Origin of the sequence: Algoriphagus formosus (genome assembly GCF_002807035.1) — a bacterium.
Taxonomy (GTDB): domain Bacteria; phylum Bacteroidota; class Bacteroidia; order Cytophagales; family Cyclobacteriaceae; genus Algoriphagus; species Algoriphagus formosus.
The window spans coordinates 1297131-1323769 of record NZ_NIUC01000002.1 but is presented as its reverse complement, the minus strand read 5'-3'; the positions used below and the strand labels follow the sequence as shown (position 1 = coordinate 1323769).

Below are 26639 nucleotides of genomic sequence, written 5' to 3'. Positions count from 1 at the left end.
TGTATCTAAAGTTATTGATTTTCAGCGTACAAAAAAGCCTCCAAAATTCAGGATTTAGCAATAATTAGCATTATCCTCATCAATAAATCCTCTGCTTGAGTAGCTGATCTTGGGGATTTTGTAAGTCGATCAAATAACCATTAATTAAAGCATACTTGAGCGAATCGTCTTGCTTTAGAAAGAAGGTAGGATTGGAACCTGTCTGCCAACCACCCGTGAATTCATCTCTGCTTTTCAATACGATCAGGGGTAAATTATGCAAATCTCCTGGGTCACCATTTTGGACTTTGACCGCAGAATAGCCTGATCTCAAGAGTTCCAAAGCTTTTTCACCTGTTATTTCATTTACGGATTCAAATGCCTGATCGTAGGTTTTGCCCTCCTCGTACCGCAGACCATTTGCCTCGAGCTCCTCCAGTCCAAAATACACTTGCATATCTCCCAAATCATCCACACTTCCTGTGACATAGTAGGTAGAATCGGCATTGGATTCTCTACGGCGGATGGCAATATCGATTGGGTACCATTCTCCCTCCACCGGCACTTGTACCTCCTGAAGAATCAAATCCATGAGTTGAAAGCCATTGTCAGGAATTTCAAAATATTGGTCAACAGAATAAGCTTCATAGCCCTTCAAGGCAATCTGATTCAGGGCATTCAGGATGATCATAAAATTGAGTTTCCGGATAAATTGCTTCTCTGGATCACCCACATAGCCTCCTGACTCAATCAAAATGGTACTCGTTCCCCACTTTTGGATGTTGTCCCCAAAAGCTCTTGGCTCAAAACCATCATCATATTTACCTACTCCGCCCGGAATGACCTGCTGCAAAACCTCATTCATTCCGACGATTGCCTTCATGGCCCGGGCACGGACTTCATTGACATCCCTATCATAATTATATCCCGGCGCCAAAACCGAAATCGTCGCCTGCTTCGGGGTCTTATCTACATTGTAATAGATTTGTTGATCGTGGAGATTGAAACCAAACTCAGGCTCAAAGGCATCTCGAATACTTTTTAAGATGACCGCTTCCGGAGAAATCTGTGAAATTGCATCTCGATTCAAATCTATGTCCAAGGCATTTCTTCGCTTGAAAGCATCAGCCCCATCGGGATTCAGCATAGGGATAAATTTGATCTGAAGATTACTCTTCAACACTTGTCGAAGTTCATCGTACGCATCGCCAGAGGCTTCCAAAAAGTTAAAGAGGTCAAACAATGACATGGTTGCTGTACTTTCATTTCCATGCATCTGTGACCAAAGCAAAACCTTTGTTTGTCCTTCGCCCCAAGTCAGCGAACTAATGCTCTTCCCCTCCACGGATTCGCCCAATTCTTCAATTTCAAAAGCGGAAGAATGCTTTTGAATTAAGGGCTGAATATCAGCATGTTTAAATCTTCTGTGTGTAATGGCTGGTTCACGATACTGCTCAAATGCAGTCTCAAGCGTTTCAAGCTCAATGGCATGTTTTTCATTTTCTGATGCCGTTTTACACCCAAAGGCAAAAAACAAAAACAGCAGAAACATGCAAATCGTAGAAGTTTTGATTATTTTCATCTTTTCAAATAGTAAGCTGGTGTGATCAAGTAAATCTAATCAAGATTGTTTGGAAACACAGGTTTTTACTACCAATAAACCCATCGAAATTGTAATGAAACTTTCTTATCAAGTCGTCGACCTCCCTTTAAAACATACATTTACCATCGCTCATCAAAGCAGAGACGTTCAAGACAGCCTGATTGTAAAGCTCGAGGATGCCGGTTTTTTCGGTTTAGGCGAAGCCACTAGCAATCCTTACTATGGAGTCACTGTACAGCGAATGACAGATAGTTTGGATAGTTTTCGGGATGTTGTAGAAAACGGCAAATGGGATCATCCTTCGGAGCTCTGGGAACTGGGAAGACAGCATTTTGCCCAAGATGCTTTTGCCCAATGTGCGCTTGACATGGCTGCTTGGGATCTCTATGCCAAACAACGTGGCCAAAAACTCTATGAGGTACTCGGTCTGAATCCGAAAGATATCCCCATCAGCAATTTTACGATAGGGATTGACAGCGTAGAAAAAATGGTTGCCAAAATGAAAGAGGTGGATTGGCCCATTTATAAAATCAAATTAGGAACAGATCATGACCTCGAGATCGTCAGGGCGCTTCGCAAGGAAACCGACGCTAAATTCCGGATCGATGCCAACTGCGCTTGGACTGCTGAACAAGCCATTCGAAACTCCGAGGAACTTGCGAGGCTAGGCGTTGAATTCATGGAGCAACCTCTTCCAAGGGAGAGTTGGGAGGAAATGAAGGAAGTATTTCAGCATTCCAAACTGCCTGTCATGGCGGACGAGAGCTGCATGGTCGAGATAGATGTCGCCAAATGTCATGGCCTTTTTCATGCCATCAATGTCAAACTAGTCAAAGCGGGGGGAATCACTCCGGGTCTTCGAATGATCCAAGAAGCCAAAAATCTTGGGATGAAAACGATGGTCGGCTGCATGACAGAGTCTTCGGTTGGAATCTCAGCAATCGCTCACTTGGCACCGCTGCTTGACTACGTGGATATGGATGGAGCACTTCTTCTGGCTCATGATCCTGCTGAGGGAGTAGAAGTCAAAACTGATGGCGTAACTTTTCCGGATCGAGCAGGTATCGGGGCTATTTTGAAATAGAAGCACAGGAAGGAAAAAAGAATGCTGCTTCTCGTATCTAGAAGCAGCATGAGTATGCCACTCACGGTGGCATGGAGTGAATTTTGGGCCTAAATTATCCCTTTGGGATTTTTCCTTAACTCATCAGCTATCTCCCACAATCAGCTTAAAGCCCTCCCCATGTACCGTGATAATCTGTACTTTCGGGTCGTCTTTAAGGATTTTGCGGATTTTGCTGAGATAAACATCCATGCTTCGGGCATTGAAATAGCTATCATCTCCCCAAATCTGCTTTAGTGCATGACTCCGGTTGACCAACTTATTCATTTCAGCGGCTAGCAAACGCAATAACTCATTTTCCTTGGAAGTAAGCTTATGAGGGCCTTTGGGACCTTCCAATAATTGCTTGTCGTAATGAAGCTGAAAACCTCCAAACTCATATACTTTTAGCGGGGTGATTTCCTCGCTTTTTTGAGTTCGTCGAAGAATAGCCGTCACTCGAAGCAACAGCTCCTCCATGCTAAAAGGCTTGGTGATGTAATCATCTGCACCGATTTTTAGCCCTTCGATGACATCGTCTTTTTGGTTCTTGGCAGTCAGAAAAAGAATCGGCAGGTCTTCCTGAACTTTCTTGATCTCACGGGCAAGCGTAAACCCATCTTTTTTGGGCATCATGATGTCTAGCAGACAAAGATCGTATTTGTCTTTTTTGAACTTACTCCAGCCTTCTTCCCCATCCCTGCAGAGAGTGGGTTCATAGCCTTTCATTTCTAAATATTCCTTGAGAATATCACCCAGATTAGGGTCATCTTCTACTACTAATAGTCTGGCCTTGCTCATGTTGTTTTGGGTAAGTTTATGATAAAGGTACTTCCTTTTCCGATTTCACTTTGGACATTGATTCCGCCCTTGTGGGCTTCCAGCATAGTTTTGACGTAGGAGAGCCCCAGTCCGAAGCCCTTTACATCGTGGACGTTTCCAGTAGGAACCCGATAGAATTTGTCAAAAATCTTTCGCTGTGCATCCTTGCTCATACCAATCCCCTGGTCTTGAATACTGACAAATATCTGATCCTTATCCTCCCAAGCCATCACACTGATTTCAGGTTTTTCAGGAGAATATTTATTGGCATTGTCCAACAGATTATTGAAAATATGGGCAATATGAAATTTATCGGCTAGAAGGATTGGGTGCTCTAATTCATTTTCGAAAGTCAATTCTCCCGATCGCTTTTCGATCTGTAGAGAAAAATGGTCTACTGCATCACCGAGGAGTTCGGAAATATTGACCTCCTCCAGTTTAAGCTTGAAATCTTGCTTTTCTTGCGCTGCAGCCTGAAGGACATTTTCGACCTGAGAGACGAGTCGTTTATTTTCATCTTTAATAATGCCCAGGTATCTATCCCGGAACCTATCCTGGGATGAGAGCTCGGGATCTTGAAGTGCCTCCACAGCAAGACTCACTGTTGCTAGCGGAGTCTTAAACTCATGGGTCATATTATTGATGAAATCATTTTTGATATCTGATAAGGCCTTTTGTTTGAAAATGACCCGTATTGCATAGATAAAACACCAAATAATGACTCCGATAAATAAAATCGAAGAAGCTAGCGGAATCCAAAGTTGTCGTAGGACGTGTTTATTTTTTTCTGGGAAAAAGATATACAAATAGTTTTCCTTACCGACAATATCACGTGGAAATAGCTTGGCTTGAATTCCATACTGCACCAATCTAAAAGGCTGATCCACCGGACCAATTCCCATCAAGAGTCCATCATCTTTCAAGATTCCCAACTCAAAATCCTCCATGATACCCCGCTCTAGCAGAAAGCTTTTGACGATTTTTCGTACTTGGGAAGTATCCAATCGATCCATGATGGCTTTTTGACCCTGAGAAAACTCTTCCCATGCGCGATTCATCAGATCTATCTTCAGGTTAGCTCTTCGGATCTTATCCAAAGCCTGCGGTGAAATATTCGTCTCGTATTCCACAAAAGCCTCTTCCACCACCTTAGGACTAGGGTTTTTCGCCGAGAAGGTTTCAATTTGACTTAAGTACTGAAGTTGTCTTTCCTTCTCTTCTAAAAGAATCGCCATTTCATCCGGTGTGAAAATGGTTGAAGCTACTTCAGGAGTCATGTAAGCAAAAAATTGCTCCAACTCATCCAATAAGGAAAGATTGATTCCACGTACTTCCAACATCCGCTTGAAGGTGACGCTGACCTCCGGCATTTTTCCTATGTCTAAGGTATCGACAATGGAAGTTTGGGGACGCAACTGTAGCCTGGGACGGATTTCATCCAAATCAATCGGCTCAATTTTTTGAAAAAGTGACTCCTGGAGTTTTGGATCTCGAATAAGCTGACTCAGGAGTACATCACTCGCTTCTCCTTTTTCCAAAGCATCTACTGTGCTTTCAAGGGCTTGATAGACTTCCTGATCAAAGCGCTGCTGATTGATGCGGATAGCATTATTCACCCAATAGTACTGAAAGGCCATCAAACCAAAACTGGCGACGGACATCAGGATGATGATCAGGTTAATTTTGCGCTTGGACATATGACAAATTTACGGCCTTTGACTACTAGGGGTCAATGCTTAACAAGTTTTAACCGATTGAGATCAAGGCTATTTGATCTGATTCGCTGTAATAAGCAGCTTTTCGAGCCAAAACTGGCCGAATTCTTCGGTGCTTGCCGGCTTGATGCCTATCTTTGATGGCAAATTTCAGACCATGAATTCAAACCAACATCCACAAGATATTCAAGGAGTAAGTCTACTTTCGCTAGCTGATCAATATGAGCTGCCGCTCTATGTGTATGACGGTGAAAAAATCGTCAATCAGATCCATGCGATGCAGGAGGCTTTTGCATCAGTTCCCCTCAAAATCAAATATGCCACCAAGGCCCTTCCCAATATTTCGGTATTGAAACTAGTCCGAAATGCAGGAGCTGGGATCGATGCAGTTTCGATTGAAGAAGTGAGACTAGGGATGCTTGCGGGCTATGAAGCCTCCGAGATCATGTATACACCCAGTGGAGTATCCTGGAAGGAGATCGAGGAAGCTGTGGACCTGGGCGTGATGGTCAATCTAGATAGCATTCCACTTATTCGTGAATTTGGTGAAAAATATGGAAATCAAGTGCCTGCCTGTATTCGGATCAATCCGCATATCATGGCTGGAGGAAACTCCAAGATTTCTGTAGGACACAAACACAGCAAGTTTGGAATTTCTATTGAGCAGCTTGATCAGATAGTGCAAACTGTCGAAAAGTATCAGCTCAGCATCGCCGGACTGCATGTGCACACTGGTTCGGATATTTTGGATGCGGAGGTATTCCTTCGTGGAGCCAAAGTTCTCTTTGACGCAGCAAAGCATTTCAAAGAATTGAAATTCATTGATTGTGGTGGTGGATTTAAGGTAGCTTATAAAGCGGGAGACCCCTTTACGGATATCAGGGAAGTAGGTCGCATCGTATCCAAGGCCTTTTTGGAGTTTTGTGAAGACTATGGCCGACCGCTAGAATTATGGCTGGAACCGGGTAAGTTTTTGGTCAGTGAAAGTGGGTATTTCTTAGCCAAAACGAATTTGGTGAAGGAAACGCCCACAGTGACTTTTGTGGGTGTAGATTCTGGGTTGAATCATTTGATTCGTCCGATGATGTATGATGCCTACCATGATGTGTACAACCTGAGCAATCCAAATGGGCCAGAGAAAACGTATCATGTTGTAGGGTATATCTGTGAGACTGATACCTTGGCTGCAGATCGGAAACTTTCAGAGGTAAGAGTAGGTGATGTGTTGGTTTTGAAAAATGCCGGCGCATATGGATTTAGCATGGCATCCAACTATAATTCAAGACTTCGCCCTGCAGAAGTGTTGATTTGGAAAGGGCAAGCACATTTGATCAGAAAACGGGAAGAATTTGAAGATTTGGTCAGGCATCAAGTGCAAATCGAATTGTAGACTAGAAAAAAGGGGAAAGCTTTTTGCTTTGGTATAGTTATTGAGAATGGAGAGAGACTATTAAGAATAAGGTCTGGAAACCCATTTGATTGATCACCCCAATCGTAAGCCCTAGTAGTTTCACAACCTAAATTTCATAATTCAATTTACTGAGGCCCAAGGTAAAATGCCTACCTTTAACTTGGTAATATTGGTGGCGTAAGGTACATGCGAACGAAGAGATCGGTCAGTCTACTAGTTGTTTTTTCCATTTTTTGGATGGGGTTGGGGATGCTGTCTGCTTTTGGGCAAGTAGTTGTTATTCCAAGGGACGGTTTTCCGTACTGCGAACCCTTTACTGGAAGTTCAACACGTGCAAATACCATCTTTGGTCCCCCTCCACCTGCCCAAGGTGCAGTCCTTACTTCCGGAAATGGTGATGCAGTTGATGATGGTGTACTAAGACTCACCACAAACGACTCAGACCAGACTGGTTACGTTTTCGTAGACTTAGCTTTTTCTTCAGTTTATGGTATAAAAACAAGCTTTGAGTATTTCGCATATGATGCTGCCATACCTGGAAACCCTGGTGATGGGTTCAGCTTTTTCCTTTTTGATGGTTCCATTGGTCCTGCAGATTTTGAAATTGGCGGTTTAGGCGGTTCTCTTGGATATTCTCCTTTAAGATATAGTGGAGGTAGTTTTGCTGGAGGCTATGGTCTAAAAGGAGCCTATATGGGTATAGGTTTAGATGAGCGGGGAAACTGGGGAAATCAATATGAAGGTAGATTGGGAGGATTTGAAGCTCCATTTTCGTATGGATCAGGGCTTTCACCAGCATTCTTCCCAAGATACCCTAATTCAATTGCCATAAGAGGCCCTGTAGATCCTAATGATACAGTAAGGGACAATGGAATGACTGGTCTAGGGACAGGTTTTCCTGCCAGTTTTCCTGATCCTCCTACCTATCTCAGTTATCCTTTTATCGATGGAAAAATTTTGTTTAATGATCCAAGTGATGGAGCCCCGTATGATGTTTTAGCTGCAGGTTTTTTTCTTCCTCCAGGCGATCGGTTTGAAGTCGGGGCCCTTACAAGGGTTACAGACTGTTCAGATGATGGCTATCGAAAAGTGTTCATTGATTTAAGGCCTGATGGTTCAGGGTCCTACACTATTACCATGGATGTGTTGGTCAATCGCGGGGGTGTTCAAGATGTTATCAATATTTTTAATGACGTCCCTTACCCATATGGTGCGCCACAAAACTTGAAAGTTGGCTTTGCCGCTTCTACTGGAGCTTCCTTAAGAAGTGTTCACGAAATCAGAAATGTTACGGTAGAAGTATCTAGCATTGATCCGGTTTTGGCTCCAAACCCGCCAAACTTAGATGAGTCGGTTTGTTTTGATGAGAATCTAACCTTTGATTTTGAAGTATCCCTACCAGCTCAAAACCAATTTATTCGCTGTTTACAGCTTTACGAAAATAATCCCGGAGATCCGGATAATTCACCAAATCCAGCGGGGGACCCAGCAATTGGAAACTGTGGACTATCCAATGTTTGTATTGAAAAATGTAGACCAGAAAATCGTCAGATCACTATTCCCGGTGTAGGAACTTTCGAGGCGATTTTAGAAGAATTAAACACGGGGAATTTTGATGACGAAAGAAATGAAGCTTCCATTCAATTTACACCTGAGCCTGGATTCTTTGGTACTCACACCATATTTTATACAGTAATTGACAATTATGGATTGACTTCCTTCCCTAGAACAGTTACTGTCACCGTACATCCCTTTCCAAGAGTAGATGGATCAGCGGCTATCATTGGGCCTACTTGTAATGGGCAGAATGACGGTTCGATCTCCAATGCTATTTTACAAGATTTGGTACCAGGCTATGTATGGAGATGGGAAGACGAATTTGGAAATGTTTTACCCTCTTCCAATTATACAATCACGGAAACTACAAATGGAAACTATCTTCAGGCTGAGGTAGGTGTAACGGGCGTTAACCTTGGAAGATATTTTTTAGTCGTATCAAATCCAGCCACTAATAATATTTGTGAAGACCGATTCGAATTTGAAGTCACTGACGAACGAGGCACACCCGTTGAAGTTGTCCTAGACGATCAGGAAATTTGTGAGGGTTCACCTGTAGAATTTATCCCTGAACTAGAAGATCCCACGGATGCGAATAATCCTACCTTCCTTTGGTGGAAGGATAATAATAAAACACAGCCAATAACCGATGGACTGGTAGAAGGAGGCGTTACATATTCCATTGTTTCTCCAGGACAATTAACGATAACCGGACTTCCCCAAAGCGCAACACCCTATGAATATTTTGTAGAGGTGGCTGCTGATCCAAGCCAAAATCTCTGTGCCACTCCTGCAGGAAGCCTAAAACGAGTTCAGGTTTTGGTACTCCCTCCTCTTTCCTTGGGTGCTACTGTATCAGACGATTTATGTCGATTAGGAGCTGGACAGATAGTCGTAAATGCTTCTGGAGGTTTTGGCACATATGAATACAGTTTGAATGGTGGCGCTTTTCAATCATCCAACACCTTCTCTGGTCTTTTGCCCGGCACTTATACAATAGATGTCAGCGCTGGAAGTAATTGCATAGGAACTATCACCGAAACGATCGCAGGACCAGCAGAAACTCTATCCATCACCCAACTTGATCAAACCAACCCTTCTTGTGGTCTAGAGAATGGGATCGTGACTTTTGAAGTGGCGGGTGGTACTCCAGGGTACACATTTACGCTAAATGGCAGTCCAATTACCCCACAACTCAGTGGTAATACTTACACTATTGATGGGCTCTACGATGCTCCAACGCATATCATCGAGGTAATTGACAGTAATAACTGTAACGCCACTTTCACTACTCCAGCATTTGACCCTATTCCAATTCCTACTTTTGATGCAACAGACGCCGTAATATGTCCAGGCGAAACGGCTATTCTCACTGTTCAAGCCATTGAGCTAAGCAATGCTACAAACCTGAGCTACTCTTGGAGAGATGGAAATGGAAATCCACTTAGTGATGGAAATGGAATCAGTTATTTGGCTAATTCGACAAGCGGTGAGCTTCAAATTACCGGTCTGAGTGAAAATGTAGATCCTTACGAATTTCAAGTAATTGTATCCGGAGATAATCTTTGTAATTCGGATCCGATACCTGCAACTGTTACGGTAAATCCAGTTCCTAAAATCTTAGAAGCCCAGCCTGTCAATATCTTGTGTTTTGGAGAAGCGACCGGAAGTATCACCTTTATCCCAGAAGATGCTACTGCCGGAGGAGATTATGAATATAGCCTTGACAATGGGACCACTTGGCAAGGTGCTGTTTTTAATAATTTGCCTGCAGGTACGTACAGTCCAGAAGTACGAAATACCATTACCGGCTGTACTACTACTCTGCCCGATGTCACCCTAACCGAACCAGCTGAAGTTTTATTTGATTTTGATGAAGTCATTCAGCCCGCTTGTGGTGAAGCAAATGGGTTGATCCGAGTGAATTTCAGCGGAGGAGTAGGACCCTATGAGGTAGAGCTTTTCCAAAATGGTTCCTCGATACGAACTGAAAGTAACGCATCTTCCCCATTGGAGTTTAGAGATCTTGCTCCGGGTGATTATGAAATTCGCTTGACTGATGATAATGGATGCCCTCATACACTCAATCAGCAACTGATCAATGACGTGGGGATACAGATTTCTGTAGATCCGATGAGTGATGAAATCTGTGCAGGAGATGTGGCCACCATTTTACCGGTAATCACTACAGCCGGAAATCCAGAACTGACTTGGTACAAAAGCCCCAATCAGCAGAACCCTATCACCACCAATGCCACTCCTGATTCTGATGGATTGACATTTGTCGTGGATGCCTCCACCATGCAGCTTGAGGTTACTGGATTGCAACCGGGCACTTACACTTATTATTTGGTAGCCGAAGGACCAGGGTATTGTCCCAATCCTCCATTTGAGGCAAACATAACGGTACTAGAACCTATCACAGCTTCATTAGCCATAGAAAATGAAGCTTGTTTTGGTGCTGGAGATGGAAGCATCGAAGTTTCAGCAAGTGGATCAGACGGAAATTTTGAGTATAGTATCAATGGTGGCGCTGACTGGCAGAGTACAACGCTTTTCACCAATCTAAGTCCTGGAACGTATACCATTGACATAAGAAGCACTGGAGGGAATGATTGTGTTTTCAGTGTAAGTGGAGAGGTCTTAGGAACAACACCAATCGCGATCAATGCTCCTGATATTCTTCGCAGCAGTTGCGGTCTAGCAAATGGAAGCATCGAAAATCTTCAGATCTCCGGTGGTTGGGGAAATTACTCTGTAGAATGGAGACAAGGAAGTGAAACAGGTCCGGTAGTCTCCACAGACCCTACTCAAGCAATAGATCTAGCACCAGACACGTATTTCTTGCTTATCACTGATGCGGAAGGCTGTCCTTTTGTGGAGAGCTTTGTACTTGAAGAGCAGCCTCGGCCAAACTTTGTGATCGCTCCTGTAGAAATCTGTGCAGGCGAAGAAGTCATTTTGACTCCAGTTAATACTGTTTCCGGATCATCAGGGTCTGAATTGGTATGGTATAAGGATGCTTCCAGAACCCAAGAAATCAGCAATGGTCCGGATGCGATTGATCCATCTGTAAGCTATTCCATTGATGCTGATGGCGTCTTGACTATCACAGGGTTAGAAGGGGATAGAGATCCATACATTTATTATTTACATGTAGTATGTAATGACGAAAATGTCTCTGTAGAAGCCTTGGTCCGTACTGTTCCATCTCTTGATTTCGAAACAGATCCAGAGCAGTGTTTTGGAGCAGAAGATGGTAAAATCAGAATAATAGCCGGAGCTGACCCACTCTACGAATACTCCATTTCTGGAAACAATTTGACGCAGGCTGAACTTGAAGCCGCTGAGTATGCTCCGGGGACTTATATAATTTCAGTAAGCAATGAAGGATTTTGTCTCCAAGACTTCACCGTTGTGGTAGAAGGCCCTGATGCACCTTTGGAAGTAGATCCTTTAACGCAGATTGATCCAGGATGTGGAGCAGATATTGGTGTAATCTCTACAGAAGTTAGTGGAGGATGGGCCCCATATGAGGTGACGCTTTTCAGAGATGGCTCGGCCATTGAAACCTCCACCTTCCAAGGACCGGAAGTTGAATTTGATGATTTAGCCCCAGGAGATTATTATTTGACAGTCACCGATGCCGAGGGATGCGTAGAAACTTCTAACACCGTTACTTTGGTATATGGTCCTACTCAGATCATTATCGACGATGTCGGCATTTGTGAAGGAGAAGATGCCGTGCTGATTCCTTCGATCAATCCTTCAGCACCCAATCCCACTTACTCATGGTTTAAAGATGCTGCAGCAACTATTCCAATTGTATCTGATCCAAATCCAGATGCAAACGGGCACATTTTCCAAATATCAGCAAATGGTACATTAACCATTTCAGGATTGGATGCCTCAGATTCTCCTCAGACTTACTATGCAACTGTTTCTGGCACTGATGTTTGTCCAGGTTTTATCGGCTCGGCGCAAGTTGTGATCAATAGAATCCCTTCACTTAGCTATACAGTGAATAACGAGATTTGTTTTGGGGATAATGGAACAATCAATCTACAAGGAAGCGCCGGCGATGGCACATTTGAATATTCTCTAAACGGCAATGACTGGCAGAGCTCAGGGACTTTTGATGTTGCCCCGGGAATCTATACAGGATATGTACGAAGTGGGGCAGGATGTATCGTGTCAAGCCCAAATATTGAAGTACAAGGCCCTTCTGCTCCACTGAGCTATTCCGAACCCGCACTCGTAGATCCTACTTGTAACACAGCTGATGGAAGCATCTCCTTTACAATCAGTGGAGGCTATGGAAACTATTCTGTTGAGGTGACCAAAGACGGAGCTAGCTTTGGGACCTTTGCTTCTCCTTCAGGTCAGGTAGATCTTCAAGATTTGGAATCAGGGAGCTATTCTTTCTTGATCTTGGATGAAAATCCAGATGGAATAAATTGTCAACTGAGTATTCCTGCTCAGATTGAATTGGAGGATCTTCCAACTCCTCTTTCTGCATCCGGGGTCGAAATCTGCGAAGGAGAGACAGCAAGTATTCAAGCAAGCACCACCCAAACGGGTATCAGTCCTGTATTTACCTGGTATCAAAATGCCAACGGAACAGGCGAAATAAATACCGGAACCTTAGGGTCTGTCAGCTATCAAGTAAATAGATCAACAGGAGAACTTTCCATTAGCGGATTAAGTGGTCAAAGCGATCCTTATGTGTACTATGTGGGTATTTCCGGAAATGGCGTTTGTGAACCAGAACTCGTGCCGGTAGAAGTATTTGTCTATCCAATACCTAATTTAAGGGTATCTAACCCATCGATCGTCTGCGATCCCCAAGGCACAGTTGACCTGACACAGTTTATCGAAGGGTTTAATCCGAATATCTACGACTACAACATCATTGACCCGACTGGAGGATCAATGAGAATGGATGAAATTGATGCTGTAAACTTGAGTGGTTCTTATCAAGTCAGCACTAGCCTGAGAGGTGCAGATTGCTGGTCAGCAGAACAGCGAATCCAAGTGATTATTTCTGATACTGAATTGATACCTGAATTCAATTATGAAGTTGATCTAGGAGGTGGAAATATTCTCACGAATGCGGAAGTGCAAATTCAGGAACCTGTACAATTCCAAGATGTGTCCCTAGGTAAAGTCATCATTTGGAATTGGGACTTTGGTGATGGCTCCACCAGTTCAGAACAAAACCCAAGTCATGAATATCAAAAGAAGGGAAGCTACACCGTTACTTTGACTACCATAGACGAATTTGGATGTGTGGCAGAGTATCAGCGAGTCATTCAGGTATTTGACGACTATATAATCATGGTACCAAATGCTTTCACTCCTGATGGCACCAAGAATCAATATTTCAAACCTCAATATAGAGGAATAGCCTCCATGGAGTTTTATATCTTCAATACCTGGGGAGAATTGATATTTGAAGCCAACTCATTAGAGACGATGGGATGGGATGGAACACTGAACGGAAAGAAAGTCCCTAATGGAAATTATGTTTACCGGGCAGTCTTCACCACACGATCTGGGGAAAAAGAAGAAAGGTCAGGAGTTTTTGTGTTGATCAGATAAATGAGGAGAGGGATATTATATAGCGTACTTATTCTGATTTTTTGGGTTTATGCTGGCTTGGCAAAAGCCCAAGACGTACAGTATTCCCAATTCTACGCTGCTCCGCTCTACCTAAACCCTGCGCTTACCGGTGGCTCTGAACTCACAAGAATCGGCGTCAATTATCGGAATCAATGGCCCGGTCTGGATCAAAGCTTCAATTCTTACTCCTTTTATATCGACCATTACGTCTTTGATTACAATTCTGGAATCGGCTTGATATTCAATGGAAATCAAGAGAGTATGGCTAACCTCTCCACCAATGAAATAGGCCTTTCCTATGCATACAAGCTCCAACTCGGTGAGGACACATACTTCCGTCTAGGAGGACAGGCGAGTTACATGCAGCGTGATGCCTTTTTCTCAGATTTGGTCTTTGGGACGCAAATAGATATCATCAACGGAACAGTAGGCGGAATTACGGATGAATTAGATGGCGTACCCATCGACAGCCGCTATAGCTTTTTCGATTTTGCTGTAGGCGGTATGTTTTATACCAAAAATATCTGGCTAGGCGCTTCTGCACACCACTTGGGAGAACCCAATATCAGCTTTGTCGAAGATCAGATTTCGGAACTACCCATGAAACTATCGCTTCAGGGAGGAATCAAATTTGATCTAACGGGAGGCCGAAGGGACTATTTTACCCATGCCTATCAGGAAAGAGCGATTTCCTTTGCCTTCAATTACAAGCAACAAGACCCATTCAATCAATTGGATATCGGGACTCAACTCTATCTCGATCCGCTCGTCCTAGGATTGTGGTATCGTGGTTTACCTACCAAAAATGCCCTTCCCAACAATGAAGCACTGATAGCTCTGATTGGAGTTTCCCTACCAAGTGGATTAGATATCGGCTACTCTTTCGACTACACCGTTTCAAAGTTAGGCCTTCGCAATTCCGGTGGAGCTCATGAAGTCTCTGTGACTTACCGATTCCTTTGGGGCGATCCAAAAAGCCGAAACCAGCGAGCACGAACAATTCCTTGTTTTAGGTATTAATTTAAGCATACGATCTAAGCTGCAAGGTCACCATTAGCGAAGCACGCTACTCTCAACAGTGTATTTCTTCAAAACTATTTTTTTGCAAAAGAAGTGTTTCCCTTCAATAGTCATCCTTGCAATGCATAATATTTAAATTCATTGAAAACCTGCGTGAGATACGCACGTCGACAAAGGAAAAAGTTCGCGAGGACCTACTTGTCCCTTAGGCAAGCACGTATGTTAGCAAGTAAACTTTTTACAAAATTCTGTGCCCTCAATGGAAAAGATAAAACCACAAAGCACACAAAGATCACAAGGCTTATTTTTCCTTAGTGCTCTTCGTGTACTTAGTGGTTCAAAAACTTCTCTCTGATTGTGGCTTAAGAAATTTACTTATCAAACAAAGGAGGACGCTTGGCTTGCCAGTCCGTTTTGCGCTGAATATATTCTCCCAAAAGCACCAATTTATCCTCTTCGAAAAGATTCCCAAGTAAAGTAATCGATGTAGGACTTCCGCTCTGATTAAAACCATTTGGCATACAAAGAGCCGGATGTCCGGTCAAATTAGTGATTTGGAGTTGCTGACCGCCATAGCTCGGGGTCACGATCACATCATAATCCTTCATCAAGTCATGCATCTCTTGGATCAACACACTGCGTTGTCGAGCCAAATTAACGTATTCAACCGCTGGAATCAATCGAGCTGCCCGAAATAGGTTTGGCCATGCACTTCTGCCTTGAGCCACTAGCTCATCATCCCAACCCAATCGAGTCAATTCATCAAAAGCTGCAGCGCCTTCCACCATCAGCATCATGGTCAGAGGACCTGCAGAAACTGAAGTCTCCAATTCTACGGGATGCAGTTCAAATCCCTCAGTTTCTAGAAATTCTAACACTTTACGATCATTCTCCGAACTTCGATTTCCTTCGAAAAAGGACTTGAAATAGCCGATTTTTAAGTCTTTGGGGTTTTTATCTCCATCAAAATTGAAAGCGGCTTCAATGGTACTCGGATCCTTGAAATCCTTCCCATTCAAAACCGAAAGTACGATGGCATTATCCAAAGCTGAGCGGGAGATTGGACCAATTTTATCCATAGACCAGCTAAGGGCCATGGCCCCATGCTTGCTCACTCGCCCATAAGTAGGTCGCAGGCCAGTTACCCCATTCCGAGTACTGGGAGAGACGATAGACCCAAGTGTTTCTGTGCCAATGGCAAAGGGAACCAAACCTGCGGATACAGCTGAAGCCGAACCTGCGGAAGAACCGCTTGATCCCTGCTCCAGATTCCAAGGGTTTTTGGTCACTCCACCGTACCAAACATCTCCCATGGCAAGGGCACCTAAAGTGAATTTACCCACTAGAACCGCTCCTGCATCATCCAACTGCGTGACGATCTGTGCAGTTTCGTCGATTTCCTGATCTTGGTAAGGCGCAGCACCCCAAGTGGTTTTCGTTCCTTTTACAGCTAACAAATCTTTGATCCCGTAGGGGATTCCGTGAAGTGGGCCTCGATAGCGTCCGGAAGCAAGCTCTGCATCCATTAATCTAGCTTTGCGAAGCGCATCCTCCTCCATCAGCGTAATCAGACATTGCAATGTATCCGAATAATTTTTGATTCGATCTATGTAGATTTTTGTCAATCGCTCGCTGGAAAGCTTACCTGTTTTGATCAAACCAGCTAATTGATGCACAGGAGTGTAAGCAATATCCTTATCCGATGCAGGTAGGGCTACATCCTCATCCAAGCCAAAATTCACCGGCATTTGCCGGGTTTCTGGCTGAAATCCAATAGGAAGTGGATTAAAAACCAAAGATGGGGCGATGGCATTCTCCAGTTTGTATTCTCTGGAAGATTGGAGATTGGAGCGTTGATTTTCCAGTCGGGAAATCATACTGTCCTTTTCCGCAGGAGTGAACGAAAGCCCGATCAAGTCCGCAGCATGATCGATGGTTTGAGGAGTGATTTCTCCCATCATTTTTCCAGCAGTAAATCCAAGTCCTAAAGCAGCTCCGATTCCAAGGGCTACAAAAAAGCCAGAATGTGGTCTATTTTTTCTTTCCATGAGATAGTTTTGTATTATGCAAAAACAAGCATGCACCGAAGGTGTTTATTTAGCTTAAATAATTCAAACCGTTCATGGATCAAAAGCCTGATTTCCCCATTTTTCCTATGCATTTCAGAGGCCTGCTCTTACTAGCAGGCATGTACACGATCGCTTGGTCCGCATTTTTCAAGTGGTTTGGGGAGGAATTAATCGCTTGGCTAGCCATTCAGCCTGGACAAGTTTTTGATGTTCCGGCTATGTGGTATGGCAACTTAGGGCTAGTAGTTGGGCTGATCATATTTGTGTCGGCCTTCTACCCGGTGAGTTGGGTATATTTGATTCTGGCGGGTTTGACCGGAAAAATCATTCTGGCCATCTGGTTTTCACTCGGATTCTTACCAGATCTTGATTGGAATAAGCGGACAGGTTTTCACTTGATTTTCAATGAACTACTTTGGCTGATTCCGCTAATCCTCATCTTCCTCCGGGCTTTGCAAGTCCGGGAATATTTAAGGAAAGAGGAGGCTAGTACCTAAACCCAAGCAGGAATATTTTAATTTAAAAAGCTTTAGTAGCCCGGATTGGGGCCTCAGGCAGGGGATTTTTTGTAACTTCAACTGCTCATTTGGACCCAAGATAAAATGACTCAAAAACAAGCCCATAAACTTTTCCTTCTCGATGCGATGGCCCTGATTTACCGGGCCCATTTTGCATTCAGCAAAAACCCCCGAATCAATTCGAAAGGCCTCAATACCGGGGTGATGTTGGGATTTACCAATACACTCCTGGAGGTATTAAATAAAGAAAAGCCCACTCATATCGCGGTTGCTTTTGATACCTCAGCACCTACTTTTCGACACGAGCAATTTGTAGAGTATAAGGCCAATAGACAGGAACAGCCGGAAGATATCACGGTTTCTATTCCTTGGGTGAAAGAAATCGTCAAAGCCTTTAATATTCCTCTTTTGGAAATGGATGGCTTTGAAGCGGATGACATCATTGGCACGATTGCCAAAAAAGCCGAGCGGGAATCCTTTACCGTCTACATGATGACCCCGGACAAAGACTACGGACAGCTGGTGGATGATCATATTTTTCTCTACAAGCCAGCCTTTATGGGAAATGGTGTGGATATCATGGGCCCAAAAGAGGTATGTGCCAAGTGGGATATTGAGCATGTGGATCAGGTTCGGGATATTTTGGGGCTGATGGGTGACTCGGTGGATAATATTCCGGGTATCCCGGGTATCGGTGCCAAAACAGCCACCAAACTGCTCAAAGAGTTTGGAACGGTGGAAGAATTGGTCAAAAACACGGATCAGCTCAAAGGGAAGCAAAAGGAAAATGTAGAAAACTTTGCGGATCAAGGGCTCCTTTCCAAAGAATTGGCCACCATCAAAATCGATGTGCCGGTAGATTTTGTGGAAGAGGAACTACGCTACGACGGCTTTGACGAGGAAAAGCTTCGGGCCATTTTCACCGAATTGGAATTCCGAACGCTTTCAAAGCGGGTATTCAAAGAAGAGGGTAAGAAAGCCGTCATTCAGCAAAATGAGCAATTGGGTCTTTTCGGAGATTCAAGTAGCAGCAGCACATCAGCGAATTCGGAAGTAGAATTTGAAGAAGATACTGTCAATACCAGCGCCCCGATCGTCTTGGAGACCATCGACAGCAATTTCCATAATTATCACAAAATCAAAGGTAAAGAAGCGGTCAAAGAACTATTAGGGTATCTGCTGCTGCAAAAAGAAGTTTGCTTTGATACGGAAACCACCTCGCTCAATGCCATGGAAGCTGAGTTGGTCGGGCTTTCCTTCGCATACCTGAGCGGCGAGGCCTATTACATCCCTTGCCCGGAAGATCAGAAGGAAACCGAAGCGATTCTGGAGGAGTTGAAGCCGTTTTTTGAAAATGAATCCATCCTCAAAATCGGCCAAAATATTAAGTATGATCTCTTAGTGCTCAAAAATTACGGTATCGAAGTAAAAGGAGCACTTTATGATACCATGCTAGCCCATTACCTCATCGAGCCGGAAGGCAAGCATGGGATGGACGTCTTGGCGGAGCAATACCTCAATTACAAGCCAGTATCCATTACGGAGCTAATAGGCAAAAAAGGCAAAAATCAGGGAAATATGCGGGATGTGGACGAAGACACCGTCACTGCCTATGCCGCTGAGGATGCGGATATTACCCTTCGACTCAAAGAAAAATTCGACCCGACGCTCAAGGAAAATGAGCTTGAAAAGTTGTTTTACGAGGTGGAGAATCCATTGATTCCAGTCCTAACCGATATGGAATTTGAAGGGGTTCGAATCGATACAGACAGCTTGGCTGAATTGAGCAAATCACTCGAAACCGAAAGTCAGGAAATTGAAAAGCGGGTCTATGAATTGGCTGGAGTGAAATTCAACCTGGCCTCTCCCAAGCAGTTGGGCGATGTATTATTTGAAAAGCTAAAACTGGATCCGAAAGCAAAAAAGACCAAAACGGGCCAATATGCCACCGGGGAAGAGATCTTGAGCAAGCTGGCCGGAGAGCATGAAATCGCTCGAGCTATTTTGGACTATCGTCAAATGGTGAAACTCAAATCCACCTACGTGGATGCCTTACCCACCATGATCAATGAAAAAACCGGTCGGATTCATACCACCTACAATCAATTTGTGGCAGCTACCGGTCGACTTTCTTCGATCAATCCAAACTTGCAGAATATTCCTATCCGTACCGATCGGGGACGGGAAATCAGAAAGGCATTCGTGCCAAGAGATGAAAACCATGTCCTTCTGGCAGCGGATTATTCTCAGATTGAACTTCGAATTATGGCGGCTTTCTCCAAGGATGAATCCATGATCGAAGCCTTCAAAAACGGCCGGGACATTCATGCTACGACAGCTGCCAAGATTTTCCAAGCACCCCTTGAGGAAGTGACCTCGGATATGCGTAGAAAAGCCAAAACAGCCAATTTTGGGATCATTTACGGTATTTCGGCCTTTGGGCTTTCCCAGCGGCTTTCCATCCCAAGAGGAGAGGCCAAGGAAATCATCGATGCCTATTTCAAGGAATTTCCTGCGGTCAAAGCCTATATGGATGGAGTGATTGAAAAAGCCCGAACCGATGAATTTGTGGAGACGATTTTGGGTCGCCGCCGCTACCTTCGGGATATCAATAGCCGGAATCAAACGATGCGTGGATTTGCTGAGCGAAATGCCATCAATGCGCCAATCCAGGGTTCAGCAGCAGACCTGATTAAAGTTGCCATGATTCGAGTTCATGATTGGATGAAAAAGGAAAAGCTTAAATCCAAGATGATCTTGCAAGTGCATGATGAATTGGTTTTTGATGCCCATCGAGATGAGGTGGAACTTTTGAAAAAAGAAGTTCCCAAGCTTATGTCTGAGGCGATTGACCTTCCTGTGCCGATCGAAGTGGAAGTGGGATTGGGGAATGATTGGTTGGAAGCGCATTAGAATTGAAAGATTGGAAAATTTGAAAATTGAAAAATTCTTTTGTCTTGATTCTAGCTTCTTAATACTAACTACTTGCTACTCCTCTAATGGCTAAAATAAAAACCTCTTTCTTCTGTCAAAACTGTGGAGCTCAAAGCCCAAAATGGCTGGGAAAATGTCCGTCTTGCGGGCAATGGAATACCTATGTGGAAGAAATAATCCAAAAGGAAGAAAGCGGAAAGGGGAGTTGGAAACCAAGTGGTAGCGGGACAAAAAAAACCAATACCCCCAAAAAAATCAAGGAGGTCAACTACGAGGAACAGGCTCGATGGGTGACTGGGGATCCGGAATTGGATCGGGTGCTGGGAGGAGGAATCGTCCCTGGGTCTTTGGTGCTGATTGGAGGGGAACCGGGGATCGGGAAGTCCACTTTGATGCTTCAAATCGCATTGACGCTTACCGGGAAAACCATTCTCTATGTCTCCGGTGAAGAATCGGAAGCCCAAATCAAAATGCGTGCAGACCGAATGGCAGTCTCCAATCCGGATTGCTATGTGCTCTCAGAAACAAACACCCAACAGATATTTCAGCAGGTCGAACTGCTCAAGCCTGATTTTTTGGTCATTGACTCCATTCAAACTTTGAATAGCCAATATGTCGAATCCGCTGCCGGTTCGGTCTCGCAAGTGAGGGAATGCACGGCAGAGCTGATGAAATTTGCCAAAGAAACGGGTACGCCAGTTTTTCTAATCGGTCATGTGACTAAGGAAGGATCCATTGCCGGACCCAAGGTCTTGGAACACATGGTGGACACCGTTTTACAATTTGAAGGGGACCGACACCTGACCTATCGAATTTTGCGGACCTCCAAAAACCGTTTTGGATCCACGCATGAATTGGGGATTTATGAAATGCGGATAGATGGGCTTCGCTCTGTTGCCAATCCATCGGAAATTTTACTGACTCAGCGAGAGGAAGTCTTGAATGGGGTAGCTATTGGCGCCATGCTAGAAGGCAACCGCCCACTTCTGATCGAGATCCAATCACTGGTAAGCCCTGCCACCTATGGCACGCCCCAGCGTACCAGTACCGGGCACGATGCCAAGCGACTGAATATGCTATTGGCTGTATTGGAAAAGCGAGGCGGAATGAGGCTTGGGAATCAGGATGTCTTTCTGAATGTCGCAGGCGGCATGCGTGTGGACGACCCGGGATTGGATTTGGCCGTTTGTGCGAGTTTGATTTCGAGCTATGAGGACACTCCGGTGTCCGAACAGATTTGTTTTGCGGGAGAAGTGGGTTTGGGCGGAGAGGTTCGTGCCGTTTCCCGGATAGAAAACCGAATTTCCGAAGCAGAAAAGCTGGGTTTCAAAAAGATCATGGTATCCAAATACGCCGTCAAGGGCTTGGACCTTTCGAAATTCAAAATCAAGGTCATCCAAGTCAGCAAATTGGAGGAAATGTATCAGTTGATTTTTTGATAGTTTCTCCATTCAATCCTTTAGTACAAAATGGAGCTTTTTACCCACTGAGAATTTTTTTCCCTTCATCTGTAGTTTTTTGATGCTTTGGTAGACTAACGTAGTAAATGAGTTTACCAAAAAAGAAAGCAGATGAAATCGAGCATGACGCAAGCGACACACAGAGGGATGATTATAATTGCGAGATTCCATGTGACCTCTTTAAGACAAATTATAAACACATGAAAACTACTAATAATCACAGCTCAAGAATATTTGAAGGTGCGGGCTACCTTCTGGGTTCATTGATCACCATAGTTCTAGGGATAGGGTTATTTTTTCTAACCGAAAACTTCGTGATTGCCCTTTCTTCATCCTTACCTGTTGGCACAGTCATGGGAATCCTAATCGAGCAGAAGTTTCAAAATGAGGAAAGCCAACAGCTCAAACAAAAAACCAAGCTATTTGCAGGGCTCTTGCTCTTGGGGATCATCGTCTTTTTTGCCATCTTATTCCTATAAGTCAAGCTTAAATAGCTGATCCCCACATGTCCGCAGCCAAAGAAATAGAAAAGGAATTTATTTCAAGGATAGAAAAGCATCAAGGCATTATCCACAAAATCTGCTTCGTCTATGCAAAAAACGAATCGGACCGAAAGGATTTATATCAGGAAATAATCCTCCAATTATGGAAATCCTACCCCAGTTTCAAGGGGAATTCTTCCTTTTCTACTTGGATGTATAGAGTGGCATTGAATACTGCCATCACTCAAAACAAAAAGCCAAAGCTACTCTTGCTAAAGACTGAAGTTTCTCCGGAGATTGATGATAGGGTCAGCAAGATGGAAGCCTCAGAAGATATCAAAGTTCTATATCAAGCGATCTCCCATCTCAACAAAATCGAGAAAGCCATCATCCTACTATGGCTTGATGAGAAGTCCTATGATGAAATCGCTGAAACGATCGGAATAAGTGTAAAAAATGTAAGTGTCAAACTGGTGCGAATCAAAACAAAACTGGCCCAACTAATCCAAAAGCTACAATAATTATGGAATCAATCGACTTGGATAAGTATAAAGAGGCTTGGAAAAAAGAGCCCATATTTGAAGAAAAAAAGCTAACGGAGAAAGAAATAACTCAGTTTATCCGGTCTTCATCAAAAAGCATTCAGTCGCAATTCAAGTCAGCTTTAATTTTGGATATCGTGCTGAAGTCCATCCTTTCCCTAGCAGTGATTTATCTCCTGCTTTTCGCAAAAGGTTCGGGGCTATCCTTTACGCTGCTTACATTTTTAATCATTTTGATATCCGGGGCTCTCCTTCAGTTTGGTACGCTGAAGAAGCTTTCTCTTGTCAAATTTGGGGGCTCTATCATTAAGAATCTGCAGGAATATATTGGGTTTTATCATATAGAATATCGAAAATCTATTTTGATAAATGCCTCAACAGCTACTATGATATTTCTCACTGGCTGCTATTTCTATTTTATAATGAAATACGGCCAGGTTCCTGACTTGGAATGGGATGATTATACAGTTTTTGGAATCGGTAGCTTACTTAGCTTTGGAATAAGTTTTTTTGCACAAAATCATCAATTCCGATTCAATATCGGTCAATTGGAAAAGTTGATGAAAGAGGCAGATGAAGGCTCCCTCAAAGAAGAGCACATTCAAAACTATCATTCCAATCGGAAAAGGTGGATTTGGATATTCGCTATCCTTGGAATCGTTGGAATAGTTTTATTGATGTATTTATTATTCACCTAATTCGCCAAAGACAATGGGAACCAATCAAAAAACCAGCTGGAAAATTATTCGGACCATTCTCTTTTTGGTCGTAGGATTAATGAATACTGTTCTAATTAAACCAGAGGACATAGGTAGATTTAAAAATTACCTTGGCTATGGCTTATTGATTTTGGGAATAATCGATGCTTTTTTTCTTATCCGTTCCAAAATCAAGAGTAGGAAGATCCAGTAAGCGCTAATATCATTGGCTCCTTCACCTTATTTTCCCGATATCATAGAGTTAGAGTTTATTCTTATATTTAGAAATTAGTTTACTCCTCTTAAAAATAAGTGGAAGTGAACCACCAAGCGATGGGGCAAATTCAGGTCTTGGCATTCCAAAAAATTACAGCTTATTGAGGATATTTACTAGTTGTAGCACATTAAAAAAAATAAACACAGTGAGAAAGATGAATACCTTCCTGATAATAGGAACTCTTGCATTACTTGGAATAATAACATTGAGCAGTTTTTATACAAAAAGAAAATCTCTAACAAGGGATATCGAAAGGTCCAAGATTGAAGAAACTCGTAGTGAAGTTCGACAGGAACAACGGACTTTAAAACTGACCGTTACTAAGGGGTTTGGTGGAGATGAAGAAACTATCTCGGAAAACGCAAACTCCGAAGTAATTGTAGAGACAATGCAGTCGACTAATTGGAATAACTTTCACATAGTTCAATTAGAAGACTTAAACAGTAAAGGGTTCAAGGCTTTGCATGTAAGTGGAAGTTTCAAAGATGGTTTTGCTTCGGGACTTGTAACAGATGACGACCACATCCTTTTAGTAAAAGAGATAAAGACAGCCGACCAAATGACTGAAATTCTATTGGATTTTCTAAAAGGAGAAGAATTTTGGCGAAATAAGTATAAATATAAATAACATGCTACAACACAGCTTATAGCTTATGGCGGGTGAACGGCTACCAGCAAGGTTTTCGTACCATAGTCAGCTTTGGTTTCGGTGGACAGGAAAGAGCTTCGAAACCGCCACAAGCCATATGCAAAACGTTGGCGGCAAGTTAAATTGATATGTTTACAAAAATTGATAGGTATGTGAACGAAAGCTTTGAAATCCTAACCTCAAAGAGAAGGGATGAAATTTTAGACTCTGCTAATAAGCTGATTAGTGACTATGATCGGTATAACAAATCAAAGTTTGTAGTAATCACAAACAATCAAATAAACATTCAGAGCCGTCCTTCTACACTTGCTCCTTTCAGGGGAGTAGGAAAGATTAAATTGACCATATCTCAGAATTTAGATAAGACAATTATTAAATGTGACATTTATCCATTTAGCAACTCTTTCTCTTACATTATCATCCTTGGGCTTATTTTAATGACCATTTGGACTTTAGTCGGCTTACTCATTTCAACAAAGATGAACTCCAACTCCTGGATTATTTTGGGGGTCGGATGGGTAGGAGCATTTGCATTAACCTATAACTCTCTAATAGCAAATAAGAAAAGATTACGAAATTATTCAAAAGGCATAATTGAAAAACTAACCAAGTAGAACCAGCCGCCAACATCACCTAGCCCCAACCGGGCAGAAAAACCAGCGCGATCACTCGTTGCTCCAAGCACGAAAATTGTAACTTGAAAAGAAAACGCTTTCAAGGCCCGGTATGATGGCTAGCCTAGGCGTTGCAAATTTTTCCCTCAAGCATCATGGAAAAAAAGAACAAAATCTTTATCGCATGCAGTCTAGACGGTTTTATTGCCGATAAAGATGGAGGCATAGCTTGGTTGCACTCCATCCCCAATCCTGAGCAAAATGATATGGGTTATGCGGACTTTATGCAGGAGGTAGATGCTTTAGTGATGGGAAGAAACACCTATGAAACGGTATGCGGTTTTGACATTCCTTGGCCTTATGAGAAGCCGGTTTTTGTACTGAGCAATTCCCTGAAAGAAGTTCCGAAGACTCTCGAAGAAAAGGTGAAGATCGTCAGCGACCCACTTCCCCTAGTAATTGAGGGCATTAATCAACAGGGATATCGACGGTTGTACATCGACGGTGGAAAGACAATTCAGAGTTTCCTGAAAGCTGACTTGATCGATGAAATGACCATTACCACCATCCCCTTGCTTTTAGGTTCCGGTATTCCTTTGTTTTCGGACTTACCCAAACCGCTCCTTTTTGATTGTCTGTCCTCCAAAGTCTTTTTGGGGAAAATCGCCCAAAGCTTTTATGTTCGGAATAGAAGTTAACCCAATAAGTCTATAAGAATTCGACCCACTGTGAGTAGAAATAAGGCCGTCCAAAGCCAAGCTCTCCATCGGTTTACTTGGAGGAGTTTCAAGATATTCGCATCAATACTTTCCTCCCGATCGATCGCATTGTGAATAGGGATTGCAATGAAAAAGGTATTAACCCAAACCATCGCCAAAAGCAATCCATCCAAAAGAAAAATAAGCGGATCAAAGAGTAGTTGGAGTGCAATTACCCCCGTCTGAATAAACATCAAAGGTGCCACGAAATAGAGAATCTTGCGGGTATAGACTTGATGCCAGTAATTCAGTTTTTCTCTGTCCACATGCAGAAAGGATGGATAAATAATCACTTGCACCAACCAGATCAAAACGAAAAGTCCTGAGTCTACCGAAAGCCGAATCCATTCCATCATTTTTCATTTTGGTTCATCGGAGTTGCCATTGCGTTTCGGTGTGTACCTTTTTTAGAATCAGAAAAAAAGGAATCCACCAAATCAGATCGTTGGTATAGAGGGTATAGCTAAACTGAAAAGGGATTTCCCCTAAAACGAGGTAATTGAAAAGGAAGCCGAGAGGCCCGAATATTTTTCCTAGAAAGCCAACTGCCACAATGGGCCAGTGCTTGAGCGGATTGTAGCTTGCCCACCAATAACCCAACCCATAAACCCCGACGATCATTCCAGTCCCTTGCCAAATAGTAGGGTGCTGCAAAGGAGCCATGCCCGTCCATTCGAAAAAACTGTTGGGCCAAATAACCACCCAGGCTCCCCAGAGAATATTATAAACTGCTGCCAATTTCAGGCAAGTCGCCATCCAAATGGGATAATTTTTTTCCATTCCTTAAGGACTATTCGGAAGTCAAAA

Annotated in this window: 19 protein-coding genes; 13 read left to right on the top strand and 6 right to left on the bottom strand. The window is 43.3% G+C overall.

Annotated features, from left to right (window positions below):
* Nucleotides 1–79 precede the first annotated feature (79 nt).
* The gene (locus CDH51_RS12020) at nt 80–1531 is read right to left on the bottom strand and encodes a M14 family zinc carboxypeptidase (protein ID WP_232724806.1); all 1452 of its coding nucleotides are present in this window, start codon (nt 1529–1531) and stop codon (nt 80–82) included.
* A 124-nt stretch (nt 1532–1655) separates the two neighbouring features.
* Here CDH51_RS12020 and CDH51_RS12015 point away from each other — a divergent pair, with 124 nt between their 5' ends.
* Nucleotides 1656–2666, top strand: a complete 1011-nt coding sequence (locus tag CDH51_RS12015; RefSeq protein WP_100628788.1) for a dipeptide epimerase — start codon at nt 1656–1658, stop codon at nt 2664–2666.
* 123 nt (nt 2667–2789) lie between these two features.
* Here CDH51_RS12015 and CDH51_RS12010 read toward each other — a convergent pair whose 3' ends face one another.
* The gene (locus tag CDH51_RS12010) at nt 2790–3485 is read right to left on the bottom strand and encodes a response regulator transcription factor (protein WP_024284128.1); all 696 of its coding nucleotides are present in this window, start codon (nt 3483–3485) and stop codon (nt 2790–2792) included.
* Entirely contained in the window at nt 3482–5203 is a 1722-nt protein-coding gene (locus tag CDH51_RS12005) for a sensor histidine kinase (RefSeq protein WP_100628787.1), read from the bottom strand. Before CDH51_RS12005 ends, CDH51_RS12010 begins: the two co-directional genes overlap by 4 nt.
* 175 nt (nt 5204–5378) lie before the next feature.
* On the opposite strand from CDH51_RS12005, the gene lysA reads away from it, so the two are divergent.
* The 3 genes from lysA (at nt 5379) to CDH51_RS11990 (ending at nt 14831) form a co-directional block, all read left to right on the top strand.
* On the top strand, nt 5379–6611 hold the full coding sequence (gene lysA, locus CDH51_RS12000; protein ID WP_100629429.1) for a diaminopimelate decarboxylase: 1233 nt from the start codon (nt 5379–5381) through the stop codon (nt 6609–6611).
* A 207-nt stretch (nt 6612–6818) separates the two neighbouring features.
* Nucleotides 6819–13790, top strand: coding sequence for a PKD domain-containing protein (locus CDH51_RS11995; protein WP_100628786.1), 6972 nt, complete (start codon nt 6819–6821; stop codon nt 13788–13790).
* Entirely contained in the window at nt 13791–14831 is a 1041-nt protein-coding gene (locus CDH51_RS11990) for a PorP/SprF family type IX secretion system membrane protein (RefSeq protein ID WP_100628785.1), read from the top strand. It begins immediately after the preceding gene.
* Between the two features lie 371 nt (nt 14832–15202).
* Here the strand turns inward: CDH51_RS11990 and CDH51_RS11985 are convergent, their stop codons facing one another.
* Nucleotides 15203–16879 carry an amidase gene (locus CDH51_RS11985; protein ID WP_100628784.1) on the bottom strand — a complete coding sequence of 559 codons (1677 nt, stop codon included), beginning with the start codon at nt 16877–16879 and terminating at the stop codon, nt 15203–15205.
* A 74-nt stretch (nt 16880–16953) separates the two neighbouring features.
* Here CDH51_RS11985 and CDH51_RS11980 point away from each other — a divergent pair, with 74 nt between their 5' ends.
* The 9 genes from CDH51_RS11980 (at nt 16954) to CDH51_RS11935 (ending at nt 25772) form a co-directional block, all read left to right on the top strand.
* A complete protein-coding gene (locus tag CDH51_RS11980; RefSeq protein ID WP_100628783.1) occupies nt 16954–17397 on the top strand; it encodes a hypothetical protein in 444 nt (147 codons plus the stop codon).
* 105 nt (nt 17398–17502) lie between these two features.
* Entirely contained in the window at nt 17503–20331 is a 2829-nt protein-coding gene (gene polA, locus CDH51_RS11975; protein WP_100628782.1) for a DNA polymerase I, read from the top strand.
* A gap of 86 nt (nt 20332–20417) precedes the next feature.
* Entirely contained in the window at nt 20418–21791 is a 1374-nt protein-coding gene (gene radA / locus CDH51_RS11970) for a DNA repair protein RadA (protein WP_100628781.1), read from the top strand.
* A 221-nt stretch (nt 21792–22012) separates the two neighbouring features.
* Nucleotides 22013–22291 (top strand): hypothetical protein, encoded by a 279-nt coding sequence (locus CDH51_RS11965; RefSeq protein ID WP_157807099.1) that lies wholly within the window; start codon nt 22013–22015, stop codon nt 22289–22291.
* Nucleotides 22292–22317: 26 nt separating this feature from the next.
* Nucleotides 22318–22815, top strand: a complete 498-nt coding sequence (locus CDH51_RS11960) for an RNA polymerase sigma factor (RefSeq protein WP_100628779.1) — start codon at nt 22318–22320, stop codon at nt 22813–22815.
* Nucleotides 22816–22817: 2 nt separating this feature from the next.
* A complete protein-coding gene (locus tag CDH51_RS11955; RefSeq protein ID WP_100628778.1) occupies nt 22818–23534 on the top strand; it encodes a hypothetical protein in 717 nt (238 codons plus the stop codon).
* Nucleotides 23535–23965: 431 nt separating this feature from the next.
* Entirely contained in the window at nt 23966–24439 is a 474-nt protein-coding gene (locus CDH51_RS11945; RefSeq protein ID WP_133389562.1) for a hypothetical protein, read from the top strand.
* 149 nt (nt 24440–24588) lie between these two features.
* Nucleotides 24589–25074 carry a hypothetical protein gene (locus tag CDH51_RS11940; protein WP_100628775.1) on the top strand — a complete coding sequence of 162 codons (486 nt, stop codon included), beginning with the start codon at nt 24589–24591 and terminating at the stop codon, nt 25072–25074.
* A gap of 155 nt (nt 25075–25229) precedes the next feature.
* Entirely contained in the window at nt 25230–25772 is a 543-nt protein-coding gene (locus CDH51_RS11935; RefSeq protein WP_100628774.1) for a dihydrofolate reductase family protein, read from the top strand.
* Here the strand turns inward: CDH51_RS11935 and CDH51_RS11930 are convergent.
* The gene (locus tag CDH51_RS11930) at nt 25769–26188 is read right to left on the bottom strand and encodes a hypothetical protein (protein WP_232724805.1); all 420 of its coding nucleotides are present in this window, start codon (nt 26186–26188) and stop codon (nt 25769–25771) included. The two genes, CDH51_RS11935 and CDH51_RS11930, sit on opposite strands and share 4 nt — an antisense overlap.
* A gap of 13 nt (nt 26189–26201) precedes the next feature.
* On the bottom strand, nt 26202–26612 hold the full coding sequence (locus CDH51_RS11925; RefSeq protein ID WP_198514300.1) for an alkyl hydroperoxide reductase: 411 nt from the start codon (nt 26610–26612) through the stop codon (nt 26202–26204).
* Between the last annotated feature and the right edge of the window lie 27 nt (nt 26613–26639).

Bases quoted from the DNA above. Each gene is read 5' to 3' on its own strand.
- CDH51_RS11995 (WP_100628786.1), top strand. From the start codon at position 6,819: ATGCGAACGAAGAGATCGGTCAGTCTACTAGTTGTTTTTTCCATTTTT.
- CDH51_RS11940 (WP_100628775.1), top strand. From the start codon at position 24,589: ATGTTTACAAAAATTGATAGGTATGTGAACGAAAGCTTTGAAATCCTA.
- lysA (WP_100629429.1), top strand. From the start codon at position 5,379: ATGAATTCAAACCAACATCCACAAGATATTCAAGGAGTAAGTCTACTT.
- CDH51_RS12015 (WP_100628788.1), top strand. From the start codon at position 1,656: ATGAAACTTTCTTATCAAGTCGTCGACCTCCCTTTAAAACATACATTT.
- CDH51_RS11960 (WP_100628779.1), top strand. From the start codon at position 22,318: ATGTCCGCAGCCAAAGAAATAGAAAAGGAATTTATTTCAAGGATAGAA.
- CDH51_RS11980 (WP_100628783.1), top strand. From the start codon at position 16,954: ATGGATCAAAAGCCTGATTTCCCCATTTTTCCTATGCATTTCAGAGGC.
- radA (WP_100628781.1), top strand. From the start codon at position 20,418: ATGGCTAAAATAAAAACCTCTTTCTTCTGTCAAAACTGTGGAGCTCAA.
- CDH51_RS11935 (WP_100628774.1), top strand. From the start codon at position 25,230: ATGGAAAAAAAGAACAAAATCTTTATCGCATGCAGTCTAGACGGTTTT.
- CDH51_RS12005 (WP_100628787.1), bottom strand. From the start codon at position 5,203: ATGTCCAAGCGCAAAATTAACCTGATCATCATCCTGATGTCCGTCGCC.
- CDH51_RS11965 (WP_157807099.1), top strand. From the start codon at position 22,013: ATGAAAACTACTAATAATCACAGCTCAAGAATATTTGAAGGTGCGGGC.
- CDH51_RS11990 (WP_100628785.1), top strand. From the start codon at position 13,791: ATGAGGAGAGGGATATTATATAGCGTACTTATTCTGATTTTTTGGGTT.
- polA (WP_100628782.1), top strand. From the start codon at position 17,503: ATGACTCAAAAACAAGCCCATAAACTTTTCCTTCTCGATGCGATGGCC.
- CDH51_RS12010 (WP_024284128.1), bottom strand. From the start codon at position 3,485: ATGAGCAAGGCCAGACTATTAGTAGTAGAAGATGACCCTAATCTGGGT.
- CDH51_RS11955 (WP_100628778.1), top strand. From the start codon at position 22,818: ATGGAATCAATCGACTTGGATAAGTATAAAGAGGCTTGGAAAAAAGAG.
- CDH51_RS11985 (WP_100628784.1), bottom strand. From the start codon at position 16,879: ATGGAAAGAAAAAATAGACCACATTCTGGCTTTTTTGTAGCCCTTGGA.
- CDH51_RS11925 (WP_198514300.1), bottom strand. From the start codon at position 26,612: ATGGAAAAAAATTATCCCATTTGGATGGCGACTTGCCTGAAATTGGCA.
- CDH51_RS11930 (WP_232724805.1), bottom strand. From the start codon at position 26,188: ATGATGGAATGGATTCGGCTTTCGGTAGACTCAGGACTTTTCGTTTTG.
- CDH51_RS12020 (WP_232724806.1), bottom strand. From the start codon at position 1,531: ATGTTTCTGCTGTTTTTGTTTTTTGCCTTTGGGTGTAAAACGGCATCA.
- CDH51_RS11945 (WP_133389562.1), top strand. From the start codon at position 23,966: ATGAATACCTTCCTGATAATAGGAACTCTTGCATTACTTGGAATAATA.